The 23,071-nt window shown below is 55.9% G+C and carries 25 protein-coding genes; 11 read left to right on the plus strand and 14 right to left on the minus strand.

Annotation, left to right across the window (positions count from 1 at the left end; genetic code table 11):
- Positions 1–12 precede the first annotated feature (12 nt).
- Positions 13–1,179, plus strand: a complete 1,167-nt coding sequence (locus C2U54_RS15055) for an MFS transporter (RefSeq protein ID WP_103179358.1) — start codon at positions 13–15, stop codon at positions 1,177–1,179.
- Between the two features lie 38 nt (positions 1,180–1,217).
- Here C2U54_RS15055 and sodB read toward each other — a convergent pair whose 3' ends face one another.
- Entirely contained in the window at positions 1,218–1,799 is a 582-nt protein-coding gene (gene sodB / locus C2U54_RS15060) for a superoxide dismutase [Fe] (protein WP_103179359.1), read from the minus strand.
- A 122-nt stretch (positions 1,800–1,921) separates the two neighbouring features.
- Positions 1,922–2,746 (minus strand): C40 family peptidase, encoded by an 825-nt coding sequence (locus C2U54_RS15065; RefSeq protein ID WP_103179360.1) that lies wholly within the window; start codon positions 2,744–2,746, stop codon positions 1,922–1,924.
- Positions 2,747–3,082: 336 nt separating this feature from the next.
- Between C2U54_RS15065 and grxD the strand changes: the two genes are divergently transcribed.
- Entirely contained in the window at positions 3,083–3,430 is a 348-nt protein-coding gene (gene grxD, locus C2U54_RS15070) for a monothiol glutaredoxin 4 (protein WP_032617810.1), read from the plus strand.
- Between the two features lie 44 nt (positions 3,431–3,474).
- Here the strand turns inward: grxD and rnt are convergent, their stop codons facing one another.
- The 5 genes from rnt to eptA all read right to left on the minus strand — a co-directional run bounded on the left by rnt (position 3,475) and on the right by eptA (position 8,130).
- Positions 3,475–4,125: a ribonuclease T gene (gene rnt / locus C2U54_RS15075; RefSeq protein WP_103179361.1), complete on the minus strand. Its 651-nt coding sequence runs from the start codon at positions 4,123–4,125 to the stop codon at positions 3,475–3,477.
- A 96-nt stretch (positions 4,126–4,221) separates the two neighbouring features.
- On the minus strand, positions 4,222–4,629 hold the full coding sequence (gene gloA / locus C2U54_RS15080) for a lactoylglutathione lyase (protein WP_103179362.1): 408 nt from the start codon (positions 4,627–4,629) through the stop codon (positions 4,222–4,224).
- Positions 4,630–4,712: 83 nt separating this feature from the next.
- Positions 4,713–5,810, minus strand: a complete 1,098-nt coding sequence (locus C2U54_RS15085; protein WP_103179363.1) for an alkene reductase — start codon at positions 5,808–5,810, stop codon at positions 4,713–4,715.
- A gap of 53 nt (positions 5,811–5,863) precedes the next feature.
- Complete coding sequence (locus C2U54_RS15090) at positions 5,864–6,463, minus strand: TetR/AcrR family transcriptional regulator (protein WP_103179364.1); 600 nt, start codon at positions 6,461–6,463, stop codon at positions 5,864–5,866.
- Positions 6,464–6,501: 38 nt separating this feature from the next.
- Positions 6,502–8,130 (minus strand): phosphoethanolamine transferase EptA, encoded by a 1,629-nt coding sequence (eptA, locus tag C2U54_RS15095; RefSeq protein ID WP_103179365.1) that lies wholly within the window; start codon positions 8,128–8,130, stop codon positions 6,502–6,504.
- 147 nt (positions 8,131–8,277) lie between these two features.
- On the opposite strand from eptA, the gene C2U54_RS15100 reads away from it, so the two are divergent.
- From C2U54_RS15100 to sodC, 3 genes are all read left to right on the plus strand, one after another.
- On the plus strand, positions 8,278–8,517 hold the full coding sequence (locus tag C2U54_RS15100; protein WP_103179366.1) for a DUF1289 domain-containing protein: 240 nt from the start codon (positions 8,278–8,280) through the stop codon (positions 8,515–8,517).
- A 49-nt stretch (positions 8,518–8,566) separates the two neighbouring features.
- Positions 8,567–9,463, plus strand: coding sequence for an aldo/keto reductase (locus C2U54_RS15105; protein WP_103179367.1), 897 nt, complete (start codon positions 8,567–8,569; stop codon positions 9,461–9,463).
- Positions 9,464–9,543: 80 nt separating this feature from the next.
- Complete coding sequence (gene sodC / locus C2U54_RS15110) at positions 9,544–10,062, plus strand: superoxide dismutase [Cu-Zn] SodC (protein WP_103179368.1); 519 nt, start codon at positions 9,544–9,546, stop codon at positions 10,060–10,062.
- Here sodC and C2U54_RS15115 read toward each other — a convergent pair.
- The 3 genes from C2U54_RS15115 to C2U54_RS15125 are packed head-to-tail and all read right to left on the minus strand — an operon-like array spanning position 10,041 to position 13,173.
- Positions 10,041–12,074: an FUSC family protein gene (locus C2U54_RS15115; protein ID WP_103179369.1), complete on the minus strand. Its 2,034-nt coding sequence runs from the start codon at positions 12,072–12,074 to the stop codon at positions 10,041–10,043. The genes sodC and C2U54_RS15115 overlap by 22 nt on opposite strands.
- On the minus strand, positions 12,071–12,934 hold the full coding sequence (locus C2U54_RS15120) for an efflux RND transporter periplasmic adaptor subunit (protein WP_103179370.1): 864 nt from the start codon (positions 12,932–12,934) through the stop codon (positions 12,071–12,073). Before C2U54_RS15120 ends, C2U54_RS15115 begins: the two co-directional genes overlap by 4 nt.
- A 2-nt stretch (positions 12,935–12,936) precedes the next feature.
- A complete protein-coding gene (locus C2U54_RS15125; protein WP_168192015.1) occupies positions 12,937–13,173 on the minus strand; it encodes a DUF1656 domain-containing protein in 237 nt (78 codons plus the stop codon).
- 187 nt (positions 13,174–13,360) lie between these two features.
- Here C2U54_RS15125 and slyA point away from each other — a divergent pair, with 187 nt between their 5' ends.
- A complete protein-coding gene (slyA, locus tag C2U54_RS15130; RefSeq protein ID WP_103179372.1) occupies positions 13,361–13,801 on the plus strand; it encodes a transcriptional regulator SlyA in 441 nt (146 codons plus the stop codon).
- 36 nt (positions 13,802–13,837) lie between these two features.
- Here slyA and C2U54_RS15135 read toward each other — a convergent pair whose 3' ends face one another.
- Positions 13,838–15,196, minus strand: a complete 1,359-nt coding sequence (locus C2U54_RS15135) for a sensor domain-containing diguanylate cyclase (protein WP_103179373.1) — start codon at positions 15,194–15,196, stop codon at positions 13,838–13,840.
- Positions 15,197–15,380: 184 nt separating this feature from the next.
- Positions 15,381–15,848 (minus strand): outer membrane lipoprotein SlyB, encoded by a 468-nt coding sequence (gene slyB / locus C2U54_RS15140; protein WP_103179374.1) that lies wholly within the window; start codon positions 15,846–15,848, stop codon positions 15,381–15,383.
- 285 nt (positions 15,849–16,133) lie between these two features.
- Between slyB and anmK the strand changes: the two genes are divergently transcribed.
- The 5 genes from anmK (at position 16,134) to pdxY (ending at position 20,717) form a co-directional block, all read left to right on the plus strand.
- On the plus strand, positions 16,134–17,258 hold the full coding sequence (gene anmK, locus C2U54_RS15145; RefSeq protein ID WP_103179375.1) for an anhydro-N-acetylmuramic acid kinase: 1,125 nt from the start codon (positions 16,134–16,136) through the stop codon (positions 17,256–17,258).
- A 96-nt stretch (positions 17,259–17,354) separates the two neighbouring features.
- Positions 17,355–17,678 (plus strand): C-type lysozyme inhibitor, encoded by a 324-nt coding sequence (gene mliC, locus C2U54_RS15150; RefSeq protein ID WP_103179376.1) that lies wholly within the window; start codon positions 17,355–17,357, stop codon positions 17,676–17,678.
- A gap of 57 nt (positions 17,679–17,735) precedes the next feature.
- On the plus strand, positions 17,736–18,392 hold the full coding sequence (gene pdxH / locus C2U54_RS15155) for a pyridoxamine 5'-phosphate oxidase (protein ID WP_103179377.1): 657 nt from the start codon (positions 17,736–17,738) through the stop codon (positions 18,390–18,392).
- A 126-nt stretch (positions 18,393–18,518) separates the two neighbouring features.
- Positions 18,519–19,793 (plus strand): tyrosine--tRNA ligase, encoded by a 1,275-nt coding sequence (tyrS, locus tag C2U54_RS15160; protein ID WP_103179378.1) that lies wholly within the window; start codon positions 18,519–18,521, stop codon positions 19,791–19,793.
- A 63-nt stretch (positions 19,794–19,856) separates the two neighbouring features.
- Complete coding sequence (pdxY, locus tag C2U54_RS15165; RefSeq protein WP_103179379.1) at positions 19,857–20,717, plus strand: pyridoxal kinase PdxY; 861 nt, start codon at positions 19,857–19,859, stop codon at positions 20,715–20,717.
- Between the two features lie 89 nt (positions 20,718–20,806).
- Here pdxY and gstA read toward each other — a convergent pair whose 3' ends face one another.
- Entirely contained in the window at positions 20,807–21,412 is a 606-nt protein-coding gene (gene gstA, locus C2U54_RS15170) for a glutathione transferase GstA (protein ID WP_103179380.1), read from the minus strand.
- A gap of 108 nt (positions 21,413–21,520) precedes the next feature.
- The gene (gene dtpA / locus C2U54_RS15175) at positions 21,521–23,029 is read right to left on the minus strand and encodes a dipeptide/tripeptide permease DtpA (RefSeq protein WP_103179381.1); all 1,509 of its coding nucleotides are present in this window, start codon (positions 23,027–23,029) and stop codon (positions 21,521–21,523) included.
- Between the last annotated feature and the right edge of the window lie 42 nt (positions 23,030–23,071).

The raw sequence follows: 23,071 nt of genomic DNA on the forward strand, positions 1-23,071 counted from the left end.
CGGAGTTGAAGTATGAAAATCAATTTTCCGCTGCTGGCCCTGGCCATTGGCGCATTTGGCATCGGCACCACCGAGTTTTCTCCAATGGGACTGCTACCGGTTATCGCCCGGGGTGTGGATGTCTCTATTCCCGCTGCGGGCATGTTAATCAGCGCCTACGCTATCGGCGTAATGGTAGGGGCACCGCTGATGACCTTGCTGCTTTCCCATCGCGGCCGTCGTAATGCGCTGATCTTCCTGATGGCGATCTTTACCGTCGGTAACGTGCTGTCGGCGCTCTCCCCGGATTACACCACCCTGATGCTGTCGCGTATTTTGACCAGCCTCAATCACGGCGCCTTCTTTGGCCTCGGGTCGGTGGTCGCCGCAAGCGTAGTGCCGAAGCATAAACAGGCCAGCGCCGTAGCAACCATGTTTATGGGTCTCACCATCGCCAATATTGGCGGCGTACCCGCCGCAACGTGGATGGGCGAAGCCATCGGCTGGCGGATGTCCTTCCTGGCGACGGCGCTTTTGGGCGTGGTCTCGATGGTCGCGCTCTTCTTCTCCCTCCCTGCGGGTGGCGCGGGCGAAAAGCCGGATGTGCGTAAAGAACTGGCGGTGCTGATGCGCCCGCAGGTGCTTTCCGCCTTACTGACCACGGTTCTCGGTGCTGGGGCAATGTTCACCCTCTACACCTACATTGCGCCCGTTCTGCATGACATTAACCAGGCGACGCCTGCTTTTGTTACCGCGATGCTGGTGCTGATTGGCGTCGGTTTCTCCCTCGGCAACTTCCTGGGCGGCAAGCTGGCGGACCGCTCCGTAAGCGGCACCCTGAAAGGCTTTCTACTGCTGCTGATCGCGATTATGGTGGCGATCCCGTGGCTGGCACGTAATGAAGTGGGGGCGGCGTTCGCGATGGTGGTATGGGGGATGGCGACCTTTGCGGTGGTACCGCCGCTGCAAATGCGTGTGATGCGGGTGGCAAGCGATGCGCCAGGGTTATCCTCTTCCGTCAATATCGGAGCGTTTAACCTGGGGAATGCGCTGGGTGCGGCGGCGGGTGGTGCGGTGATCTCCGGCGGGCTGGGGTACAGCTTTGTTCCGGTGATGGGGGCCATCATTGCCGCGCTGGGGCTTCTGCTGGTGCTAATGGCCGACAGAAAACAACCTGAACCGGTTTGTGCCGCCGAATAACACCAAAACGCAGAAGGCCCGGCCTTCTGCGTTTTTCGTTATGCCGCGAAGTTCTTCGCAACAAATTCCCAGTTTACCAGCGCCCAGAAGTGCTCGAGGTAGTTCGGGCGCGCATTACGGTAATCGATGTAGTAAGCGTGTTCCCATACATCCACCGTTAACAGTGGGGTAGCGTTGCTGGTCAACGGCGTGCCCGCATTGGACGTGGAAACGATGGCCAGTTTCCCGTCCGCCTCTTTCACCAGCCAGGTCCAGCCCGCGCCAAAGTTTTTCACCGCGGCGTCGGTAAACTTCGCTTTAAATTCCGCAAAGCTACCAAAGGTGGCGATGATGGCGTCAGCCAGATCACCCGTCGGTTCACCACCGGCCTGAGGCGCCAGGCAGTGCCAGTAGAAGGTGTGGTTCCACACCTGCGCGGCGTTATTGAAGATACCGCCCTCAGAACTACGCACGATCTCTTCCAGGGTTTTCCCTTCAAATGGGGTGCCGGCGATCAGGTTATTCAGGTTGGTGACATAGGTCTGGTGATGTTTGCCGTAGTGGTACTCCAGGGTTTCCGCAGAAATATGCGGGGCCAGAGCGTCTTTTGCATACGGTAATGCAGGTAATTCAAACGACATTGCTTCTCTCCTTATTATAGTGAACCATCCAATAACCATATTGAATGTAAGGATAGAGTAGCAAATTGAAAGACCCTACAAAAGAGGAACTTACCCCGCAGGCTTACCCGCGGGGCAGGGGGTTAACGCAGCGTGCTGGGCTTCATCACGCGGCGAGCGCCAACGTAATGGCGCTGCCAGTACTCTTCGCTCAGGGAGGTGAGCTGAATATCCTGGCCGGTACGCGGCGACTGAATAAATTTGCCGTTGCCAACGTAGACACCAACGTGATCGGCGGTGCCGCGACCCTGGGTGCGGAAGAACACCAGATCGCCGCTTTCGAGCTCACCGCGATCCACCGGGGAGGCGTCACGCAGATGGTACATTTCGTTGGCGGTACGCGGAATGCGGAACTTAACCAGATCTTTATAGGCGTAATAGACCAGGCCGCTGCAGTCGAAACCGGTACGCGGTGAGCTGCCGCCCCAGCGATACGGTTTACCAATCTGGCCCATTAGCTTATTTAGCGCCGTTTTCTGCGCTTTTTGCACCCGGACTTTATGCGCTTCGGCAAGGGTCGTGGTCTTGCTGGTTTTCACGCACTGCGCTTTATGGCCTTTACGGGAAGTACATTTTTCTGTCACAACGCGCGAAGCGGTTTGAGTTGTACGGGGCGCGCTGCGGGAGGAATTTTTGCTTTTCTTACTGGAGGTGGCTGGCTGTGTTTTAGCGAGGCTGCTTTTTTTGCTGCTGCTCTTTTTACTGGCGGTGCTTTTTTTGCTGGTGCTCTCTTTCTTCGTGGTTTTGCCGCTGCTGCTTTTTTTCTTCGGTTCGGTGGCTTTTGCCAGATGCGTTTTGTGGGCGGCAGAAGGCCGCGCCTGCTCTGAGGCGTTTGCCACCGGCGTGAAGGTGAGAGATGAAAACAGCAAAGCACAGAGCGTGATCGAGAATTTATTTATTCGCGCCACTGGGCATTCCCCTGGTAATAGCTGGATATAAATTATCCTGCGTCTGATTTACAAAACTTGTCGATTCTAATCTATAAAAAGCCCCTGCGTTAATAAACTTTTTGCATCTAAAACTGCGTTTCGTTAGCAAGTGCAAAAAAACAGAATTTCAACCGGTTGATTTGTACATTCGCTGAGCAAAGACGCAGGGGGGAACGGGATAAGGTAGTTTTATAATGCAACTTTACGTCACGCGCGGTAAAATCCTGTACGTGACGAAAATGTTATTTTCCGTAGTCGGCCTGAAACGCTACAATGTCAGACTATTGCCGTAACAGAAGTAAAAGGAAGCAAGACATGAGCACTACTATTGAAAAAATTCAGCAGCAGATTGCTGAAAACCCGATCCTGCTATACATGAAAGGTTCTCCGAAACTGCCTAGCTGTGGTTTCTCCGCTCAGGCGGTGCAGGCGCTCTCTGCCTGTGGCGAACGTTTTGCTTACGTTGATATTCTGCAGAACCCGGATATCCGCGCTGAGCTGCCAAAATACGCTAACTGGCCGACCTTCCCGCAGCTGTGGGTTGACGGTGAACTGGTTGGCGGTTGCGACATCCTGATTGAGATGTATCAGCGCGGCGAACTGCAGCAGCTGATCAAAGAGACGGCTGCGAAGTACAAATCTGAAGAGCCAGGCGCCGAGTAATCTCGCGCACGGTAAATAAAAAAGCGACCTTCCGGTCGCTTTTTTTATGCGTTGTTGCCAACATCTGGCAGCGGCCAGCCGCCGAGACGCTTCCAGCGGTTAACGATTTCGCAAAACAGTTCCGCCGTGCGTTCGGTATCGTACAGGGCGGAGTGCGCCTGTGTGCCGTCAAAATCGATACCGGCGGTAATACAGGCTTTCGACAGCACGGTTTGCCCCAGCGCCAGCCCGCTTAAGGCCGCGGTATCGAAGGTCACAAACGGGTGGAACGGATTACGTTTCAGCGACGCGCGCTCGGCGGCAGCCATCATAAAGCTGTGATCGAAGGTAGCATTGTGCGCCACCATGATCGCGCGATTACAGTTCTGCTCTTTCATGCCCTTGCGCACCATTTTAAAGATGGCATGCAGCGCGTCATATTCACTCACTGCCCCACGCAGCGGGTTATGCGGATCAATGCCATTAAATGCCAGCGCCTCAGGCTGCAGGTTCGCCCCTTCAAAGGGTTCAACGTGAAAATGCAGCGTGGTATCCGGCAGCAAATTGCCCTGTTCATCCATCTTCAACGTGATGGCGGCAATTTCCAACAGCGCATCGGTTTTGGCGTTAAATCCAGCGGTTTCGACATCAATCACGACAGGATAAAAACCACGAAAACGGTCGCACAGACCGGTAAGTTGAGCGTTATCGGACATCTGGATCTCTTACAAGGGGAAAAAAGCAGTGCGTATTATGGCAAATTTTGAGGCGAGATGCAGTAAAACAACGGGCGCATGGCGCGCCCGTCAGGATCAGTTGCCCAGACCGCGACCGGCGTCTTTGGCTTCGATCAGTTCGATTTTATAACCGTCCGGATCTTCAACGAAGGCGATCACGGTGGTGCCGCCCTTAACCGGACCCGCTTCACGGGTCACGTTGCCGCCGTTGCTGCGGATCCGCTCGCAGGCTTCTGCCGCGTTATCCACCTCCAGGGCGATATGACCATAGGCTGTACCCAGCTCGTAGCTATCCACACCCCAGTTATAGGTGAGTTCGATAACCGCTTCGTCGCTCTCCGGGCCATAACCGACAAAGGCCAGGGAGTATTTGTATTCCGGGTTTTCGCTGGTGCGCAGCAGGGTCATGCCCAGCACGTTAGTGTAAAACTCGATGGAACGTTGCAGATCGCCAACGCGCAGCATGGTGTGAAGTAGGCGCATATTATCCTCTTAGCTTTTATCATCTTGAACAGAAACGATGTTTTAGTATAGCGGCGAAGTGTCGCCGCTATCAATGCGGGGGCTTATAAAGAGGGATAATCGGTGTAACCTTCCGCGCCGCCGCCGTAGAAGCTCTCCGGACGCTGTGGGTTCAGCTCGGCTTTGCGCTGCAGGCGAGCCACCAGGTCCGGGTTGGCGATATAGGCGCGGCCAAAGGCCACGGCATCGATCAGCCCTTTGTTAATCAGATCTTCGGCTTTCTCCGGTGTATAAGCCCCGGCGCCGATGATCACGCCCGGGAAGCGGTCGCGCACTTTCTGACGGAAGGCATCGGTGTATGGCTCGCCGCCAGCCCAGTCTGGCTCGGACATGTGCAGATAAGCGATGCCGCGTTTTGCCAGCTCTTCGATCAGGTACAGCGCGTCGGCTTCTTCGTTCGGGCCGTTATCCACGTTCTGGAAAGAACCGATTGGCGAGACGCGAATACCAATACGATCGGCGCTCCACTCTGCAGAAACCGCATCAATCACCTCAAGCACCAGACGGGCGCGATTCTCAACGCTGCCGCCATACTGGTCAGTACGCTGGTTAGAGGAAGGCGACAGGAACTGGTGCAGCAGATAGCCGTGGGCCCCGTGCAGTTCAACCAGATCGAAACCGGCTTCGCGGGCATTGGCGACGGCCTGGCGGAAATCGTTCACGATCCCCGGGATCTCGTCCAGCTCCAGCGCACGTGGCGTGGTGGTGTCAACGCGAATGGCGTTGCCATTCTCATCGCGCAGTGAGGTGCGGGTCCCCGCATTGATCGCAGAGGCAGATACCGGCGCCTGACCGCCAGGCTGGATGCTGCTGTGGGAGATACGGCCAGTGTGCCACAGCTGAACCGCGATGCGGCCATCTTCAGCATGCACGCCGTCGGTGATTTTCTTCCACGCCGCGATCTGCTCCGGGCTGTGCAGGCCAGGGGCGCCGGCATAACCTTTTGCCTGAGCAGAAATTTGCGTGGCTTCGGAGATGATCAGTCCCGCGCTGACGCGCTGGCGATAGTATTCGCCCATCAGCGGCGTTGGGATATCGCCCGGCTCAATGCTGCGCAGGCGGGTGAGGGGCGCCATAAAGACACGGTTTGGTGCTTCGATTGCGCCCACCTTAAGCGGGGTAAACAATTTTTCAGTTGACATAAAGGCTCCTGAGTAGACCGGTCGTCTAGTAATTTGCGAAATAAAAACGCCTGTTAACTGCCAGGCGTAGCAATGATGGTTTTGACATGATCCAGCGCGCTCTCAAGCGGCAGCGCGCTGCGGGACATTTTGGCCTGCAGATTGGCCCCCAGCCACAGGGAGTAGAGCACCTGCGCCTGGGTGAGCGGTTCCCCGACGAAGGCCAGGGATTTCTCCTCCCGCCCCTTCGCCAGCGCCTGCGCCAGCAGGGTGATAACACCCGTGGCCCCTTTATCCATTGCCGTGCGCATATCTTCCGAGAGATCGCACACTTCAGCAGAGAGTTTTACCGTCAGACAGCCGCTGATAATGCCCTGGGCGCAGAACTGGGCCAGCGTCTCCTGATAATAAGCCAGAACACGATCGCGATAATTGCCCTGACCGCTGGCGAAATGGCTGGCCAGACGCTGATGGTAATCCGCGTAATGCCGCTCCAGCAGCGCCACGCCAAACGCCTCTTTTGAGCGGAAGTAGTGATAAAACGACCCCTTCGGCACATCGGCGGTTTTCAGCAGCTCGCTCAGACCCATCCCGGTGAACCCGCGGTGCATGCAAAGACGCTCGCCGGTCGCAAGGAGATGTTCGCGTGTATCGTGTTCAGTGTGCTTATTCATGTCGACAATGTAATAGACCAATCGGTCTATTGCAAGCCTTACGTTCGACGACAGGCGGTAAGCAGATCCATCTGCGGCTGATAGACGGAGGTGCGAATGTTCATCATCCCCAGCACCGTGGAGAAAAGATTATCCTGCGACACCGCCTCTTTCGCGGCCTGATTACGCAGGCACTGCGCATCCACGCCAAAATTCTTTTTATAGTCCTGCGAGAGCCAGAACATGAACGGAATGTGCGTCTGCTGCGACGGTGCCAGCATGTACGGCGTACCGTGCAGGTAAAGACCGTTTTCCCCCAGCGATTCGCCATGATCGGAGAGATAAACCAGCGCCGTGTGCATCGTCGCCTGACGCGCCTTCAGGGCGTCGATGGTTTTACTCACCACGCTGTCGGTATAGAGGATGGTATTGTCATAAGTGTTCATCAGCGCCTGGTGATCGCAATCCTGGATCTGGTTGGTGTCACAGGTCGGCGTAAATTTGCGGTACTGCTCCGGATAGCGCTGATAGTAGGCCGGGCCGTGACTGCCCATCAGGTGGATCACCAGCACCGTATCCTGTTTAAGCCCATCAAGGGTCTCATTCAGACGATAGAGGTTAACGTCATCAATACAGGATTTATCCTTACAGAACTGATCCAGCTTCCACTGGGTCATGTCGGTATGCGGGATGCGATTACAGGCCCCTTTGCAGCCGCCATCGTTATCACGCCACAGCAGGTTTACCCCGGCGTGGGCCAGCACATCGAGCAACCCTTCCTGATGATGGGCCAGATCGGCATCATATTTTTTGCGCGGCATTCCTGAGAACATGCACGGCACGGAGACGGCAGTTTCAGTGCCGCAGGAGGAGGCCTGCGGGAAGTTAATCATCTCCTGCTTTTCCAGTTCAGGGTTAGTGTCACGCCCGTAACCGTTGAGGGAGTAGTTTTCAGCCCGGGACGCCTCGCCAATCACCAGCACCAGCACGGTTTTTTTCTGCTGCGCCAGCAGCACCGGGCCTTTACGCGCGTCTTCCCCGAGATGGATGAGAGTCTGGTCGCCGGCAAACCAGCGCGCCTTGCTGTACTTAACGATGGCGCTGACGTAGTTCGCTGGCGTCACCATTTTGACGATGCCTTTGTTGTTGCGAAACAGCGAGGCGTAGTCCTTATAAAAGAGTGCGGCCACCAGAAGGATCACCACCAGGCTCGCGAGGATGGCCGCCACGCGCATCAACAGCGTCTGCCACCACTTACCCGGACGAATACGAATCAGCGCCAGCACGGCGGCTGGCACCAGCCCGGCGATCGCCAGCCACAGCACCAGCTGCGGAGTGATAAGCGCCGTGGCCTCCTGAGAGTTGGTCTCGAAGACGTTAACCATCATATTCTGGTCAATCACCGCCCCGTAGGTAAACATGAACCAGGTCGCCGCCGCGCATCCCAGGGTGAGCAACACCAGCAGCGGTTTGCGGATGAGTGGAATATTCAGAATGCTGAAGACGATGACCCAGCCGCAGAAGAGTACCAGCGGCACGGTCAGGGCAAAGACAAAATCATGCAGCCGGGCGGGGGCGATCACCTGCCAGCTGCGGTGAATAAAGAGGGCGTTTAACAGGGTAAACAGGAGCGCGCAGCCCAGCGTAAATTTTGTATCGTTACACTGTAACTTTTTTAACATCTGCATCATCGTCAACCAGCAAGAATAGTGATGAGGCGAGTATAGGGAGCGAAGATTAGTGAAACCTTAATGCCACAATTCTGTGGTTGACCTCTTGCGTAACCCCGGCTTAAGGTCTTCACTTTACTGAATCTTGGGTTTCGGGAGGTGCGTGTGGCTGAACAACTGGAGTTCTTTCCTGTCCAGAGCCCGTGCCGCGGTATTTGCCAGTCGGATGAGCGAGGGTTTTGTCGCGGCTGTATGCGCAGCCGGGAAGAGCGTTTTAACTGGCAGTCGATGAGCGATGCCCAGAAACAGGAGATCCTGCGCCTGTGCCGCCAGCGTCTTTTGCGTAAATTGCGCGCAAACAAGCCCCCTGAAGCTGAAGAACCTCAGCAGCCCTCACTTTTTTAGCGTCACAAACGCGTATACTCTCCCCAGACTTTTTTTAAAGGAAATTGGTATGGTTCAGCGTATTACCCTTGCCCCGCAGGGCCCGGAGTTTTCTCGTTTTGTGATGGGCTACTGGCGTCTGATGGACTGGAACATGTCCGCCCAGGAGCTGGCCAGTTTTATTGAAGAGCATCTGGATCTGGGGATCACCACTGTCGATCACGCCGATATTTATGGCGGCTACGAGTGTGAAGCGGCCTTTGGTGAGGCGATGAAGCTCTCTCCCGCGCTGCGTGAGCGTATGGAGATCGTCACCAAATGCGGTATCGCCACCACGGCGAAAGCGGAGCATGCCCTCGGCCACTACATTACCGACCGCGACCATATTATTCGTAGTGCAGAACAGTCCCTCACGAATCTGGCGACCGATCGCCTTGACCTGCTGCTGATCCACCGTCCCGATCCGCTGATGGACGCCGATGAGGTTGCCGAAGCCCTCCTCGCCCTGCACCAGAGCGGCAAGGTGCGCCATTTTGGCGTCTCTAACTTTACGCCAGCCCAGTTTGCCCTGCTGCAGTCGCGTCTGCCGTTCACCCTGGCGACTAACCAGGTTGAAATTTCGCCGGTTTATCAGCCGCTGCTGCTGGACGGTACCCTCGATCAGCTCCAGCAGCTGCGTATTCGCCCGATGGCCTGGTCCTGCCTCGGCGGTGGTCGCCTGTTTAATGATGATGCCTTCCAGCCGCTGCGCGATGAGCTGGCGAAGGTGGCCCAGGAGCTGAATGCCGAAACTATCGAGCAGGTGGTCTATGCGTGGATTTTACGTCTGCCATCCCAGCCGCTGCCGATCATCGGTTCCGGCAAAATTGAACGTGTACGTTCAGCGCTGGCAGCAGAGCAGCTGAACATGACCCGCCAGCAGTGGTTCCGCATCCGCAAAGCCGCGCTGGGTTACGACGTGCCGTAATTCTCTATTTGTCTGACTTTCCGGTTAAAACGTTGCCCCTGGTATAAACTTAAGGGGCAAAAAATAACCAAGGAGGTCATATGAAGCGATTTACTCTGGCAGCGTTAACGCTGGTGGTTTGTGCAGGTGCGCAGGCTGCCAGCGAAGAAGTAAAGATGAACCTCGTCACCTCTCAGGGGATCGGCCAGTCCATCGGGACAGTCACCATCACTGAAACCGATAAAGGCCTGGAGTTTTCCCCGGATCTCAAAGCCCTCCCTCCGGGCGAACACGGTTATCACGTCCATGCCAAAGGCTCCTGCGAACCGGCCATGAAAGATGGCAAACCGTCCGCCGCTGAGGCCGCGGGTGGACACCTCGATCCCCATAACACCGGCAAACATGAAGGGCCGGAGGGGATGGGCCACTTAGGCGATCTGCCAGCGCTGGTGGTCAACAATGACGGTAAAGCGACCGACCCGGTCGTTGCCCCGCGCCTCAAAAAGCTGGATGAGGTAAAAGGCAAAGCGCTGATGATCCATGTCGGTGGGGATAATATGTCGGATCACCCTAAACCTCTTGGCGGTGGCGGGGAGCGCTACGCCTGCGGGGTGATTTGATCGCTGAGGGTGCCCGGTGCGGGTGCCTGTTCCAGCTGGGATAGCGAGCAGTGCAGTCGCCAGATCAGGGCCGCAAGCTCTTGTCCGGCGGGCTGCGGATGATGCGACAGAGTGTCACAGATACGCTGAAGCTCATCCAGCGTGGCGGCCAGGGGACGCTGCTGTACGCCGCGTTCGCTCATGATGTCACGCAGCAGTGAGACGGCGACGTCGCGCACCCGGGCCAGCGGATCCGAGCGCGTCTCCCAGTCCCGTAACTGCCAGACCACATGGCTGCAGTTCAGCAGCACCACTCCCCAACGCAGCAGCCAGCGTCGCGCCAGCGCATCCTGACTGTTATTGAGCTGGTTAACATGGTGATAGACCAGCGATTCATAGCCATTCTCGCTGAGCCGCGGCCTGCGGCTCAGCTGATCGACAAATCCGCGCCGCAATTCGCGAATGTGACGACGGCTCTTACGCGCATCGGAGCCCGGACGCAGCACCGCAAAGGCCAGCCACGTCAGCCCCACGCCAAGTATTTTTGCCAGGTTGTCATTGAGAAAATCGGCAAAGTCATACACCGGCGGGTTGGTCACTGAAATAAATGAACCCATAAAGACAATAAGCTGCCCCCACAGACCGGCGAGGGCGGGCATCTGCTGCTTCATAAGTTGCATGGTGGTCAGCAGCGGGAAGAGAAACAGCAGGAACAGCCAGAGGTCCGAGATCTGCACCATCAGACCAAACTTGACCACAAAGCTGAAGAGCGAGAGCAGGATCAGGGTGCGCAGCAGCAGCGTGAGCGAATTAAAGGGCGAGGCCGCCACCGAATAGAGCACGCTGCTGATCGCGGCCAGGGTCAGGGCCGCCCCCCCTGCATCCCACTGGGCGGCAATGGTCCAGGCGCCTACCAGGCTAAGGGCGCAAAAGGTGCGAAAGCCGCTCCAGAGCGCTTCCAGATTATCAGTATGCCGGGCCAGCGCCGGGCTGCGGGGAACGATAAATTCTGTTATCGGCGTCGCGGTTTCAACGGCTTTTATCCAGCGGCTGCTCTGTAGATACAGACGGCAGAAATAGCGTAGTCGCAGCCAGAAGGCACGATGGCGGTAATCCGCGTCGGTGCCTGGCCTCAGTGGAGCAAGGATCCGCGCCACGGTATAAAAATCGGCGTCAGGACGGGCAAGGGCGGCGAGGAGTTGATCGATAACCTCCCGGGTGTGGGCGGGCGGATTAGGCCAGTTCAGCAGCATGCGGCGCAGACTGGAGATGGCGCTGGTCATCCGAAGCTGCTGGTGGAGGAGATAATTAAGCAGGGCATTCTGGCGGCGAAAACGGTAGTGGCTCCAGAAAGCCTGGATACGCAGCAGGTTCATGGTCAGGATTTGGGCGATAACCTTCTCGTGGGCCAGGCGAATAGCATCGTTACTGTCGGGCTGCCACAGCAGGCTGGCGTGCTCCAGCAGCCGGGTGTGCATGGTTTTCAGCGCGGTGATGAGGGCTTTGCCGTCGGAGGTGCTGGGCAGGATCATCATCATCACCCCGCCGCTAAGGATGCCAATAATAACTTCGCACACGCGGGCCTGGGCGATATCCCACAACTGGGTGGTGTCGAGAATATCAATGACCGGGAACGCGATGATCGCCGCGGTGTATCCAGCCAGCTGGAAGGCATAGGCGACGTTATTGGTGAAATGGGCGCAGGCCCAGGTGCAAAGCGCCAGCCAGGCCGCCATGCTGAACAGAAATAGCCACGGGTCGTTGAGCGTATGACCGGCAATAATCAGCGCAGCGGTGGCACCGAGCAGGCTGCCCGCCACGCGGCCAAGGCTTGTACTGATCACACCGCCAACGGTCGGGAAGCTGACCACCGCCGCCGAGGTCATCGCCCAGTAGGGTTCGTCGAGGTTAAGACAGTAGGCGACAGTGAGAGCCAGGCACATCGCTATCCCGTTGCGCAGGGCGTAGCGCCACTGCGCCGGGGTCGCCTTTATCCACGGCAGGTTGCGCCATGAAAAAGCGGGGAGGTTCACCGGGCGGTTCCCACAGAGACGGTACAGGTGGTGCCGGAGACCAGCGTCAGGTCAGGCGGTAGCTTGTCGAAACTGATGCGCACCGGGATGCGCTGCGCCAGCCTCACCCAGGGAATATTGGGTTTCACGTCGGGCACCAGCCCTGAATCGGTCTCCACGCTCTGATCGTAGATAGCCCGACCAATACTCGATACGCGACCCTGTAACGTTTGCGCACTGCTGTAGAGTACGATCTGCACCGGCGCACCCTCACGGATATGCCGGAGCTTGGTCTCTTCAAAATAGCCCACCACGTAAAAGGAGTGGCTGTCGACCAGGGCGAACACCGGCTGGCCCGTGGAGGCGTAATCACCCACCCGGGTTGAAAGATTGGTGACCCAGCCGTCCACCGGTGCTTTAACCACCGTCTGGGTCAATTGCCACTGCGCCTGTTTTAGCGTCGCTTCAGCCACCGCTACGTTGGCCTGCATCGCCTTTACGTTAATATTGGCGGTATCCAGATCTTCGGCGGAGATATATTTTTGCGACAGGTGGCGGCGCCGGTTCGCTTCATTATTGGCTTTTGAGAGATCGGACTGAGCTTTTGCCAGCTGCGCCTCGGCGTTAAGCACTGCAATATGGAACGGGGTCTGATCAATTCTGAAGAGCACCTCTCCCGCATGGACAAACTGGTTATCTTTAATGTGCAGGGTGGTAATCGTGCCGGAAACCTGGGGCGTCACGCTGACCTGCTCGGCGCGCACCTTTCCGTCCCGGGTCCAGGGGGACTGCATATAATAATTCCATAGCCACCATCCGGCGATAAGCGCCACGGCCAGAACCAGTAATGATGAAAAATATTTAATTGTTTTCATAAGCATAGTCACCACACAATGAGCAGAACCAGGCCCAGGCAGACTGCAAGGACGAATAACGAAAGATCCATCAGCATGGGGTGCCAGATTTCACCGGAATAGATCCAGTCGCGCAGCAAGCGGTGGGTGACCAGCCAGAGAATAAAACCCAGCATCACCGCTTTGAACAGAGGGGGAAAGTAAACCGAGGCACCTACTATCAGATCCTGAAGCGGTAACCCCGAGGCGTTAAGCGTGAGCGTCACGTGCCGGTTCCTTTGCAAATGGGTCGTGGCCAAAAAGCGCGGCCGCATAACGCGCTGGGGCGTCACAACAAAGTGTAAATCAGACTCTCATCAAGGATGTATGCAGTATTGCATTTGTTTTGGCAATATAAATGCTGCACACTATTCTAAAATCAGTATAATAACTTAGCAAGCTAATTATAAGGAGATGAAATTGGAATCGCCACTAGGTTCTGATCTGGCAAGGTTAGTACGCATCTGGCGTGCTCTGATTGACCATCGCCTGAAACCTCTGGAATTGACACAGACGCATTGGGTCACGCTGCATAACATCCATCAGCTGCCACCCGACCAGTCACAGATCCAACTGGCAAAAGCGATTGGCATCGAGCAGCCATCACTGGTACGAACGCTCGATCAACTGGAAGAGAAGGGGCTGATTTCACGCCAGACCTGCGCCAGCGATCGTCGTGCCAAGCGGATTAAACTCACTGAGAAAGCCACCCCCATCATCACAGAGATGGAGGCGGTGATCAGCAAAACGCGCGGTGAGATCCTCTCCGGGATCACGCCTGCCGAACTGGAACTGCTGATCTCGCTGGTAGCCCGGCTTGAGCACAATATCAATGAGTTACAGTCCCGCGACTAACCTTTAAAAAAGCCTTGCGAACGCAAGGCTTTTTCTTTACTGGAACACGACCACCCGGTTACGTCCGCTCTCTTTTGCCTCGTACATCGCTTTATCTGCACGCCCGACGCACTCTTCCGCGCTGATGTTCTCTATGGCGGTAAACACGCCCATGCTGATGGTGATGGGCTCGGGAAGTTGTCCGTCGGAGCTGGCTTTATCGAAGCTGCTCAGTTTTAAGCGTATCCGCTCCGCAACCTGGCGCGCCGCTTCAGGGGGGGTATGGGTTAACAGCAGAACAAATTCTTCTCCCCCGATACGCGCCGCAACGTCATTTGGCCGGACGGAATCCATCAGCAACTGGGCGACAAACTGCAAAACCTTATCTCCTTGCAGGTGTCCATAGCAGTCGTTGATGCGCTTAAAACGATCGAGATCGCTGACGATAACCGAGACCGGCTCCGTCGGTTTTACCGTATGAAGGGCGTGGTTCAGGGCATCATAGAAATAGCTACGGTTGTAGAGCCGGGTCAGCGGATCGCGAATCGAGTTCTGGTAAGACTGTTGATACTTCAGATGCGATTCGCGATAAAGATTAAATACGTCATACAGCAGGACAAACATAATCAGCAGCGTGGCAACGGCTTCAAATAACCGTGCGCGATACCATGAGATATCTTCTGCGTGTCCGCCTGACAACAGCATGGCAAGCGTGGCGATATAACAGAGGCATAAGAAATTCCCGCCCACCCAGAACAGATTGCGCACCCGCGTCGTACGCAACAATATCGCCAATGCAATAATCCAGAACGCGATGAGCGTAATGTTAATCGGCCGTTTCCACAGCAACAGATATTGCCGGGTGTCGTTGTCGACCAAATCTAATGATAATAAAGCCACGTTGCTGGAGTAGAGCCAGGCGAGGATCACAATCAGGGCCGTAAATATAAACATGCCTGAAATTATCGAAAGATGGAAAATTCGCGACAGTGGTCGGCTGCGGATAGCGTACAGCACAGCCGCAACGATAAAAAGCACGGCCATCAGCAGATGACGGAACGCGAAGTAGATCATGGCGTCGTTATAGTTAACAACGTTGAACTGATACAGATCCAGCCACGCCGGGAAGCTGGATAGCGTTCCCACCATCAACAAAGCCGAACCGACGAAGGCAAAGGCAAAGGACATCAGATATAAACGCATTCTGTCGCACCAGTATTTCATCACCATGAAACAGGCGATAAACAGGTGAAATACCAGTAAAAAAATGGTGAGCATAGGAAAGAGAAACGGGGAAAATGACGCCGTCTTTCCGACCAGGCCAAAAAAAAGAGAGTGTAAAATTCCGATGACAATAAAGCAGCCCACAAAGAACTGCGCATACTTGTTCTTAATATAATGATTTATCGCAAGCATAAATATTTCAAATAAAGAAAAAAGGATTTGCGAATCATCTCATAAGCGCAGGGGGAATACTTTGCGCAGGAACAAGCGGTACGAGAATTAAATATAAATAATGTGAATGTATTAAATTAATATATTTATATTAGTAATGCTTAATGGTGCGGGGCGTGATCGGATGACCACGCCCATAACGTTATTAACGTGGGGAGACGGTGACCTGGCTGCCGTTGCTGGCCAGTACCACACGTTGACCAGCAGCAAACCGCGTATTGCCCTGTTTCTGGACCACCATAATGGTGCTGCCGTCATCCTTGCGGATCTCTAACTCAACGCCCTGGGATTTGTTCATCGCACCCTGGACGCCCTGACCCGCAACGCCACCGGCTACGGCACCTGCCGCGGTTGCCAGTGAACGGCCTGTGCCGCCACCCACGGTGTTACCGAGGAAGCCACCCAGTACCGCACCGCCAAGTGCGCCGATCACGTTGTTCTCATCACCACCCTGAATCTGTACCGGGCGCGCGTTCACGATGGTGCCGTAAGTGACATTCTGAACCTGTTTCGCCTCAGAGGCACTGTAAACGTCCCCGGACAGGGAGTTGTCATTAACACAGCCAGCCAGAGTGAATCCAACCAGCGAAACGGCCAGTACACGTAAAATCATTTGAATCTCCTGTTCACCAAAAACGCTCGTTGAGCATCCGTTATGGCTAAATTATATGGCATCGGGTGCCATAAATCCTATCTTTGCTCAAACACAATCAGAATGGTACTCGATTCTCACTCAACCATAGCTATACAAGCGACGATGTCACCCTGCAGGAGATACGGATTATTCCTGGAATGACGCCCAGCGCCAGCTATTGTTAAAAAGTATGAGTCCATCGTAGCATTGATAATCGGTTTATGGTGGAGTGAGTCATCAGCCCAAACGGATTAAGGAAAACGGATGAAATCGGGTCGCTACATTGGCGTAATGTCAGGAACCAGTCTGGATGGTGTGGATGTCGTCCTGGCGGCAATAGACGAGAATATGGTTGCCCAGCAGGCAAGCCTTAGCTGGCCTATTCCCCAGGAGACGAAACAGGCGATCCTGAATATCTGTCAGGGCCAACAGCTGACGCTGTCGCAGCTGGGGCAGCTTGATACGCAGCTCGGACGCCTGTTTGGTGATGCGGTGCTGGCGCTGATGAACCAGGAGAATCTTCGTCCGCAGGATGTGGTGGCGATCGGCTGTCACGGGCAAACGGTCTGGCATGAGCCGGGCGGCGACGCGCCGCATACGTTGCAGATAGGCGATAACAACCAGATCGTCGCCAAAACCGGCGTGACGGTGGTGGGGGATTTCCGCCGCCGCGACATGGCCCTCGGCGGGCAGGGCGCACCGCTGGTCCCCGCGTTCCACCACGCCCTGCTGGCGCATCCGACGGAGCGCCGCATGGTGCTCAACATCGGCGGCATCGCCAATCTTTCTTTATTGATCCCAGGCCAGCCGGTACGCGGCTTCGACACCGGGCCGGGAAATATGCTGATGGACGCCTGGATCTGGCGTCAGGCGGGTAAAGCCTACGATAAAGACGCCCAGTGGGCATGCAGCGGTAAAGTTATTATCCCGCTGCTGCAAAGCATGCTCAGCGATCCCTATTTTGCCGCACCGGCGCCGAAAAGCACTGGCCGCGAATACTTCAACTACGGCTGGCTTGAGCGTCAGCTGGCGAACTTCCCGGGCCTGGCGCCTGAGGATGTACAGGCCACGCTGGCAGAGCTTACTGCCGTTTCGGTCTCGGAACAGGTGCTGCTGAGCGGGGGCTGCGAGCGTCTGCTGGTGTGCGGCGGCGGCAGCCGTAACCCACTGGTGATGACCCGTCTCGCCGGTCTGCTGCCGGGCACGGAGGTAACCACCACCGACAAAGCAGGGATCAGCGGCGATGACATGGAGGCGCTGGCCTTTGCCTGGCTGGCGTGGCGCACGGTGGCTGGTCTGCCGGGGAACTTACCCTCGGTAACCGGAGCCCGTGAAGCGAGCGTGTTAGGTGCTGTTTTTCCAGCGAATCCGCGGCAAAATCAGAGTTAACCGAATTTCACTTAAGCCTGCTGTGGGTAAGAATAGCCGAAAAAACGGGAGGGCCTACGCGCCCTCCGGGACCAGGAAAGTCATCGGAATTTACCCATGAAAAAACTGCTTCTTGCTTTTACTCCCTTTCTGCTGGCGAGCTGTAGCGTTTACAACCAGTTCGTCGAGCGCATGCAAACCGACACGCTGGCCTATCAGTGCGACGAAAAGCCCCTGACCGTTAAGCTCAATAATCCCCGTCAGGAAGTCAGTTTCGTGTACGACAATAAGCTGCTGACGCTGAAACAGGGGATCTCCGCTTCCGGGACCCGATATAGCGACGGGGTGTATGTCTTCTGGTCGAAAGGCGACAGTGCAACGGTCTACAAGCGCGATCGCATTGTGCTGAACAATTGTCAGATCGAAAATCCGAAGCGTTGAGATTTTGCAGGGGGCGGCGCACAATAGCGTCACCCATTGTCAACGTCAGTTAACGCCATGTCAGATAACGACGAATTGCAGAAAATTGCGCACCTGCGGCGCGAATACACCAAAGGCGGCCTGCGTCGCCAGGATCTCCCCGCCGAGCCGCTGGTGCTGTTTGAGCACTGGCTAAAACAGGCCTGTGAAGCACAACTTGCCGATCCCACCGCGATGGTGGTTGCCACCGTCGATGAAAATGGCCAACCCTGGCAGCGCATCGTGCTGCTCAAACATTACGATGACAAAGGACTGGTGTTCTACACCAACCTTGGCAGCCGTAAGGCGCAGCATCTGGAAAACAACCCGCGTATCAGTTTGCTCTTCCCGTGGCATATGCTGGAGCGCCAGGTGATGGTCACCGGCTCCGTTGAACGTCTCTCAACCCTTGAAGTGGTGAAGTATTTCCACAGCCGTCCGCGGGACAGTCAGATTGGCGCCTGGGTCTCTAAACAGTCAAGCCGTATCTCTGCCCGCGGCGTGCTGGAGAGCAAGTTCCTTGAGCTGAAACAGAAATTCCAGCAGGGCGAAGTGCCGCTGCCGAGTTTCTGGGGCGGCTTCCGCGTCTCCGTTCAGCAGATGGAATTCTGGCAGGGCGGTGAACATCGCCTTCACGACAGGTTTATCTATCAGCGCGATAACGGCGCGTGGAAAATCGATCGGCTGGCACCCTAATCCCCGAAATTTGTTCTCTTAAGCGCTGGCGCTACGTTGGTCAGCGCTTTATTCTATGTACCTTTCGCGTCTGGCGAAAAGTCGTGTACCGGCAAAGGTGCAGTCGTTTTATACATGGAGAATTTGATGGCAAGCAGTAACTTGATTAAACAATTGCAAGAGCGGGGGCTGGTAGCCCAGGTGACGGACGAGGAAGCGTTAGCAGAGCGACTGGCGCAAGGCCCGATCGCGCTCTATTGCGGCTTCGATCCTACCGCTGACAGCTTGCATTTGGGGCATCTGGTTCCTTTGTTATGCCTGAAACGCTTCCAGCTGGCTGGCCATAAGCCTGTGGCTCTGGTCGGTGGCGCAACGGGTCTGATTGGTGACCCAAGCTTCAAAGCCGCTGAGCGTAAACTGAATACGGCGGATACCGTAGAGGAGTGGGTGGCGAAAATCCGCAAACAGGTCGCGCCATTCCTCGACTTTGACTGTGGTGAAAACTCCGCGATCGCTGCGAACAACTACGACTGGTTTGGCAGCATGAACGTGCTGACCTTCCTGCGGGATATCGGTAAACACTTCTCCGTTAACCAGATGATCAACAAAGAAGCGGTGAAGCAGCGTCTGAACCGTGACGATCAGGGCATCTCCTTTACCGAGTTCTCCTACAACCTGCTGCAGGGGTATGACTTTGCCTGTCTGAACAAGCTGCACGGCGTTGCGCTGCAGATTGGCGGCTCCGATCAGTGGGGTAACATCACCTCCGGTATCGATCTGACCCGTCGTCTGCACCAGAATCAGGTCTTCGGTCTGACCGTTCCGCTGATCACCAAAGCGGACGGCACCAAGTTCGGTAAAACTGAAGGCGGCGCGGTATGGCTCGATCCGAAGAAAACCAGCCCGTACAAGTTCTACCAGTTCTGGATCAACACCGCAGATGCTGACGTTTATCGCTTCCTGAAGTTCTTCACCTTTATGGACATTGAAGAGATCAATGCTCTTGAAGAAGAAGACAAAAACAGCGGTAAAGCGCCACGCGCCCAGTACGTGCTGGCCGATGAGGTCACTAAGCTGGTTCACGGCGAAGAGGGCTTAGCGGCGGCCAAGCGCATTACCGCCAGCCTGTTTAACGGTACCCTGAGCGATCTGAGCGAAGCAGACTTCGAACAGCTGGCGCAGGATGGCGTGCCAATGGTGGAGATGGAAAAAGGCGCCGATCTGATGCAGGCCCTGGTCGACTCTGAGCTTCAGCCGTCCCGTGGCCAGGCGCGTAAAACCATCGCCTCTAACGCCATCACCATTAACGGTGAAAAACAGTCTGACGCGGAGTACGTCTTCGCTGACAGCGATCGCCTGTTTGGTCGTTATACCTTGCTGCGTCGCGGTAAAAAGAATTACTGTCTGGTTTGCTGGAAATAATCATAAAAGCACAGGGGCGTGGGAAACCACGCCCCTTTATTTTTTCAGGGTTGTGGTAAGAAAATGAAGAATATCCTCGCCATCCAGTCCCACGTCGTTTTTGGGCATGCTGGCAACAGCGCCGCAGAATTTCCGATGCGCCGTCTCGGGGCCAATGTCTGGCCGTTAAATACCGTTCAGTTTTCCAACCATACGCAATACGGCAAATGGACCGGTTGCGTGATGCCGCCCGCTCATCTTACAGAGATTGTTCAGGGCATCGCTGATATCGACAAACTCAAAACCTGCGATGCCGTGCTGAGCGGTTATCTTGGATCAGCCGAGCAGGGCGAGCATATTCTCGGTATTGTTCGCCAGGTGAAGGCGGCGAACCCGGCGGCGAAATATTTCTGCGATCCGGTGATGGGCCATCCGGAAAAAGGCTGTATCGTGGCGCCAGGCGTGGCGGAGTTTCACGTGCGTCACGCTCTCCCGGCCAGCGACATCATCGCCCCAAACCTCATTGAACTGGAGATCCTCTGTGAACATCCGGTGAACAGCGTGGAGGAGGCCGTTGCGGCGTCCCGTGAACTGATTGCGATGGGGCCGGAAATCGTGCTGGTGAAACATCTGGCCCGCGCCGGAATCAGCCCGGATCGCTTTGAGATGCTGCTGGTGACCAAAGATGAAGCCTGGCACATCAGCCGTCCGCTGGTGGATTTTGGCAGCCGTCAGCCGGTGGGCGTGGGCGATGTGACCAGCGGTCTGCTGCTGGTGAAACTGCTGCAGGGGGCAACGGTGCGTGATGCGCTTGAGCACGTCACGGCGGCGGTGTATGAGATTATGATCGCCACCAAAGCCCTGCAGGAGTACGAGTTGCAGGTGGTGGCCGCACAGGACCGGATTGCGAAGCCGGAACACGTTTTTAGCGCGACCCAGCTTTGACCTCATTGCCCGGCGGCGCTGCGCTTGCCGGGCCTACAGAGCTCGTAGGCCGGGTAAGCGTCAGCGCCACCCGGCAATAAACCGCTCTCTTACTTTAACCCTTCCGCTTCCAGTGCTGCCGCCACGGCAGGCCGCTCCGCCATACGCGCCATATAGGCGTCAATGTGGCTTAATCCTTCCATGTTCAGCTTCACGGCCCGTGCCCAGCGCAGGACGGTAAACAGATACGCATCGGCAATGGTAAAGCGCTGCCCGCAGATCCACTGATCCTCTTTCAGCGACGCGTTCACATACTGCAGTTTCTTCTCCAGCAGGGCGCGAACGATCGGCTTGTACTCTTCCGGGGTGTCCGGGCGGAACAGCGGGGTAAAACCTTTATGCAGTTCGGTGGCGATGTAGTTCATCCATTCAATGGTTTTATAGCGGGCGATAGTGCCGGCTGGCGCCAGTAGCTGGCGATCCGCGACGCTGTCCGCGAGGTACTGCATAATGGCAACACCCTCGGTGAGCAGGGTGCCATCTTCCAGCAGCAGGGCCGGAACCTGGCCTTTAGGATTCACCGCGAAAAAATCATCGCCGTTTTCCAGACGCTTTTGCATCAGATCAACACCGTTGAGGGTGAAGTCTTTACCGCTCTCGCGCAGCGTAATATGGGAGGCAAGAGAGCAGGCGCCTGGTTTATAGAACAGTTTCATCGGTCACTCCTGTTTACGTAGGTTTACCCTATGTTAGTGCGCCCCATAATAAAAAAAAAGCCGCTAACGCACAGTTAGCGGCTTGTAGTCAGTCGTTTCCCGATGACATTACACGGCGGCGGTGTTGCTCGCTTTAGCGGTATTGTCGTCGTCCTGAGTCATGCGGTTCAGTTTTGGTGCAGTCAGCATCATCAGCACAGCGATAACCGCAGTGGCGATACCAATCTGCAGGAACACGTCACCATAGACATGCAGCGACTGCAGCGGATCGGTCACATCAGAAGGCACAGCCATCAGGTTGGCGATCTTACCGGCGATGATGGCAGCACCGGCAGTGGTCAGGAACCAGCTACCCATGATGAAGCCCATCAGACGCTGTGGAACCAGCTGTGCAACCATCGCCAGGCCCAGACCGGAGATCATCAGCTCACCGATAGACTGCAGGGCGTAGCTCAGGATCAGCCAGTTCACGGAAACGATACCCGCGTCGCTGGCGAATTCCGCGCCCAGCGGCAGTACCAGGAAGGCACCCGAGCAGAGCACCATGCCCACCGCGAACTTGTGCGGCATTGGCAGGCGGTCGCCCATCTTGTTGTAGATGGCAGCCAGGATCGGGCTACCTACCATGATCCAGAACGGGTTCAGGGCCTGGAACTGCTCAGGCTCGAACGCGATACCCAGGATAGAGTGCTCAACGTTACGGATCGCGAAGAAGTTCAGAGACGTTGGCATCTGGCTGTACAGCACGAAGAAGACAATCGCTTCAACCATCAGGATAAAGGCAACAATCATCTTACGACGCGCCGCGCCCTGCATGGAGAAGGCTTCTTTTGCAAAGATGCAGATGATACCCAGCGCAACCACGCCCAGCACCGCACGGGCAATACCCTGGTTGTGCAGCAGCCAGGTGGCGATAGCAACCAGCACGACAACACCAACCAGCGTCGCCAGCAATTTACCCATCTGTACCGGCGCAAAGTCAGGTTTTGAACCGTACTCTTTCACCCAGCTGCGGCAGAACAGGAAGTTCACCACGGTGATCAGCATACCGACGAAGCTCAGGGCAAACGCCACGCTCCAGCCGAATTTTGCTGCCAGCCACGGGGTTGCCAGCATGGAGAAGAAGGAGCCAATGTTGATGGACATGTAGTACATGGTGAATGCACCGTCCAGACGCGGGTCATCTTTCTTATAACAGGTAGAAAGCAGGGCAGACGGGTTCGCCTTGAACAGGCCGTTACCCACCGCGATGGTCGCCATACCCAGGTAAACCACGCCGGCATCGTGACCGGACCAGGCTACCAGACCATAACCGATCGCCAGAACGATGGCGCCCAGCAGGATGACACGTTTGGTTCCCAGTACTTTATCGCCCAGCCAGCCACCAATTGCGACCAGACCGTAGACCAGAGCACTGAAAGAAGAGAACAGGGTGATGGAATCGGCTTCGGACATACCCAGTTGTTTCACCAGGTAAACCGCCATGATCCCTTGCAGACCGTAGTAACCAAAACGCTCCCACAGCTCAATAGAGAATATGAGATAGAACGATTTAGGTTGTTTGAAAGCGTTAAGACTTACGCTCTCTTCAGCTGGTTTATTGTTTGCAGTAGACACATATACCTCTTTTTTTACATCCCATATTAACGGGGGTGTTCA

This window comes from Leclercia sp. LSNIH1, from assembly GCF_002902985.1.
Taxonomy (GTDB): domain Bacteria; phylum Pseudomonadota; class Gammaproteobacteria; order Enterobacterales; family Enterobacteriaceae; genus Enterobacter.

Bases quoted from the DNA above. Each gene is read 5' to 3' on its own strand.
- sodB (WP_103179359.1), bottom strand. From the start codon at position 1,799: ATGTCGTTTGAATTACCTGCATTACCGTATGCAAAAGACGCTCTGGCC.
- gstA (WP_103179380.1), bottom strand. From the start codon at position 21,412: ATGAAACTGTTCTATAAACCAGGCGCCTGCTCTCTTGCCTCCCATATT.
- C2U54_RS15135 (WP_103179373.1), bottom strand. From the start codon at position 15,196: ATGCTTGCGATAAATCATTATATTAAGAACAAGTATGCGCAGTTCTTT.
- C2U54_RS15120 (WP_103179370.1), bottom strand. From the start codon at position 12,934: ATGCTTATGAAAACAATTAAATATTTTTCATCATTACTGGTTCTGGCC.
- slyA (WP_103179372.1), top strand. From the start codon at position 13,361: ATGAAATTGGAATCGCCACTAGGTTCTGATCTGGCAAGGTTAGTACGC.
- mliC (WP_103179376.1), top strand. From the start codon at position 17,355: ATGAAAAAACTGCTTCTTGCTTTTACTCCCTTTCTGCTGGCGAGCTGT.
- rnt (WP_103179361.1), bottom strand. From the start codon at position 4,125: ATGTCCGATAACGCTCAACTTACCGGTCTGTGCGACCGTTTTCGTGGT.
- C2U54_RS15085 (WP_103179363.1), bottom strand. From the start codon at position 5,810: ATGTCAACTGAAAAATTGTTTACCCCGCTTAAGGTGGGCGCAATCGAA.
- C2U54_RS15055 (WP_103179358.1), top strand. From the start codon at position 13: ATGAAAATCAATTTTCCGCTGCTGGCCCTGGCCATTGGCGCATTTGGC.
- anmK (WP_103179375.1), top strand. From the start codon at position 16,134: ATGAAATCGGGTCGCTACATTGGCGTAATGTCAGGAACCAGTCTGGAT.
- gloA (WP_103179362.1), bottom strand. From the start codon at position 4,629: ATGCGCCTACTTCACACCATGCTGCGCGTTGGCGATCTGCAACGTTCC.
- eptA (WP_103179365.1), bottom strand. From the start codon at position 8,130: ATGCAGATGTTAAAAAAGTTACAGTGTAACGATACAAAATTTACGCTG.
- C2U54_RS15105 (WP_103179367.1), top strand. From the start codon at position 8,567: ATGGTTCAGCGTATTACCCTTGCCCCGCAGGGCCCGGAGTTTTCTCGT.
- sodC (WP_103179368.1), top strand. From the start codon at position 9,544: ATGAAGCGATTTACTCTGGCAGCGTTAACGCTGGTGGTTTGTGCAGGT.
- grxD (WP_032617810.1), top strand. From the start codon at position 3,083: ATGAGCACTACTATTGAAAAAATTCAGCAGCAGATTGCTGAAAACCCG.
- tyrS (WP_103179378.1), top strand. From the start codon at position 18,519: ATGGCAAGCAGTAACTTGATTAAACAATTGCAAGAGCGGGGGCTGGTA.
- pdxY (WP_103179379.1), top strand. From the start codon at position 19,857: ATGAAGAATATCCTCGCCATCCAGTCCCACGTCGTTTTTGGGCATGCT.
- slyB (WP_103179374.1), bottom strand. From the start codon at position 15,848: ATGATTTTACGTGTACTGGCCGTTTCGCTGGTTGGATTCACTCTGGCT.
- C2U54_RS15090 (WP_103179364.1), bottom strand. From the start codon at position 6,463: ATGAATAAGCACACTGAACACGATACACGCGAACATCTCCTTGCGACC.
- pdxH (WP_103179377.1), top strand. From the start codon at position 17,736: ATGTCAGATAACGACGAATTGCAGAAAATTGCGCACCTGCGGCGCGAA.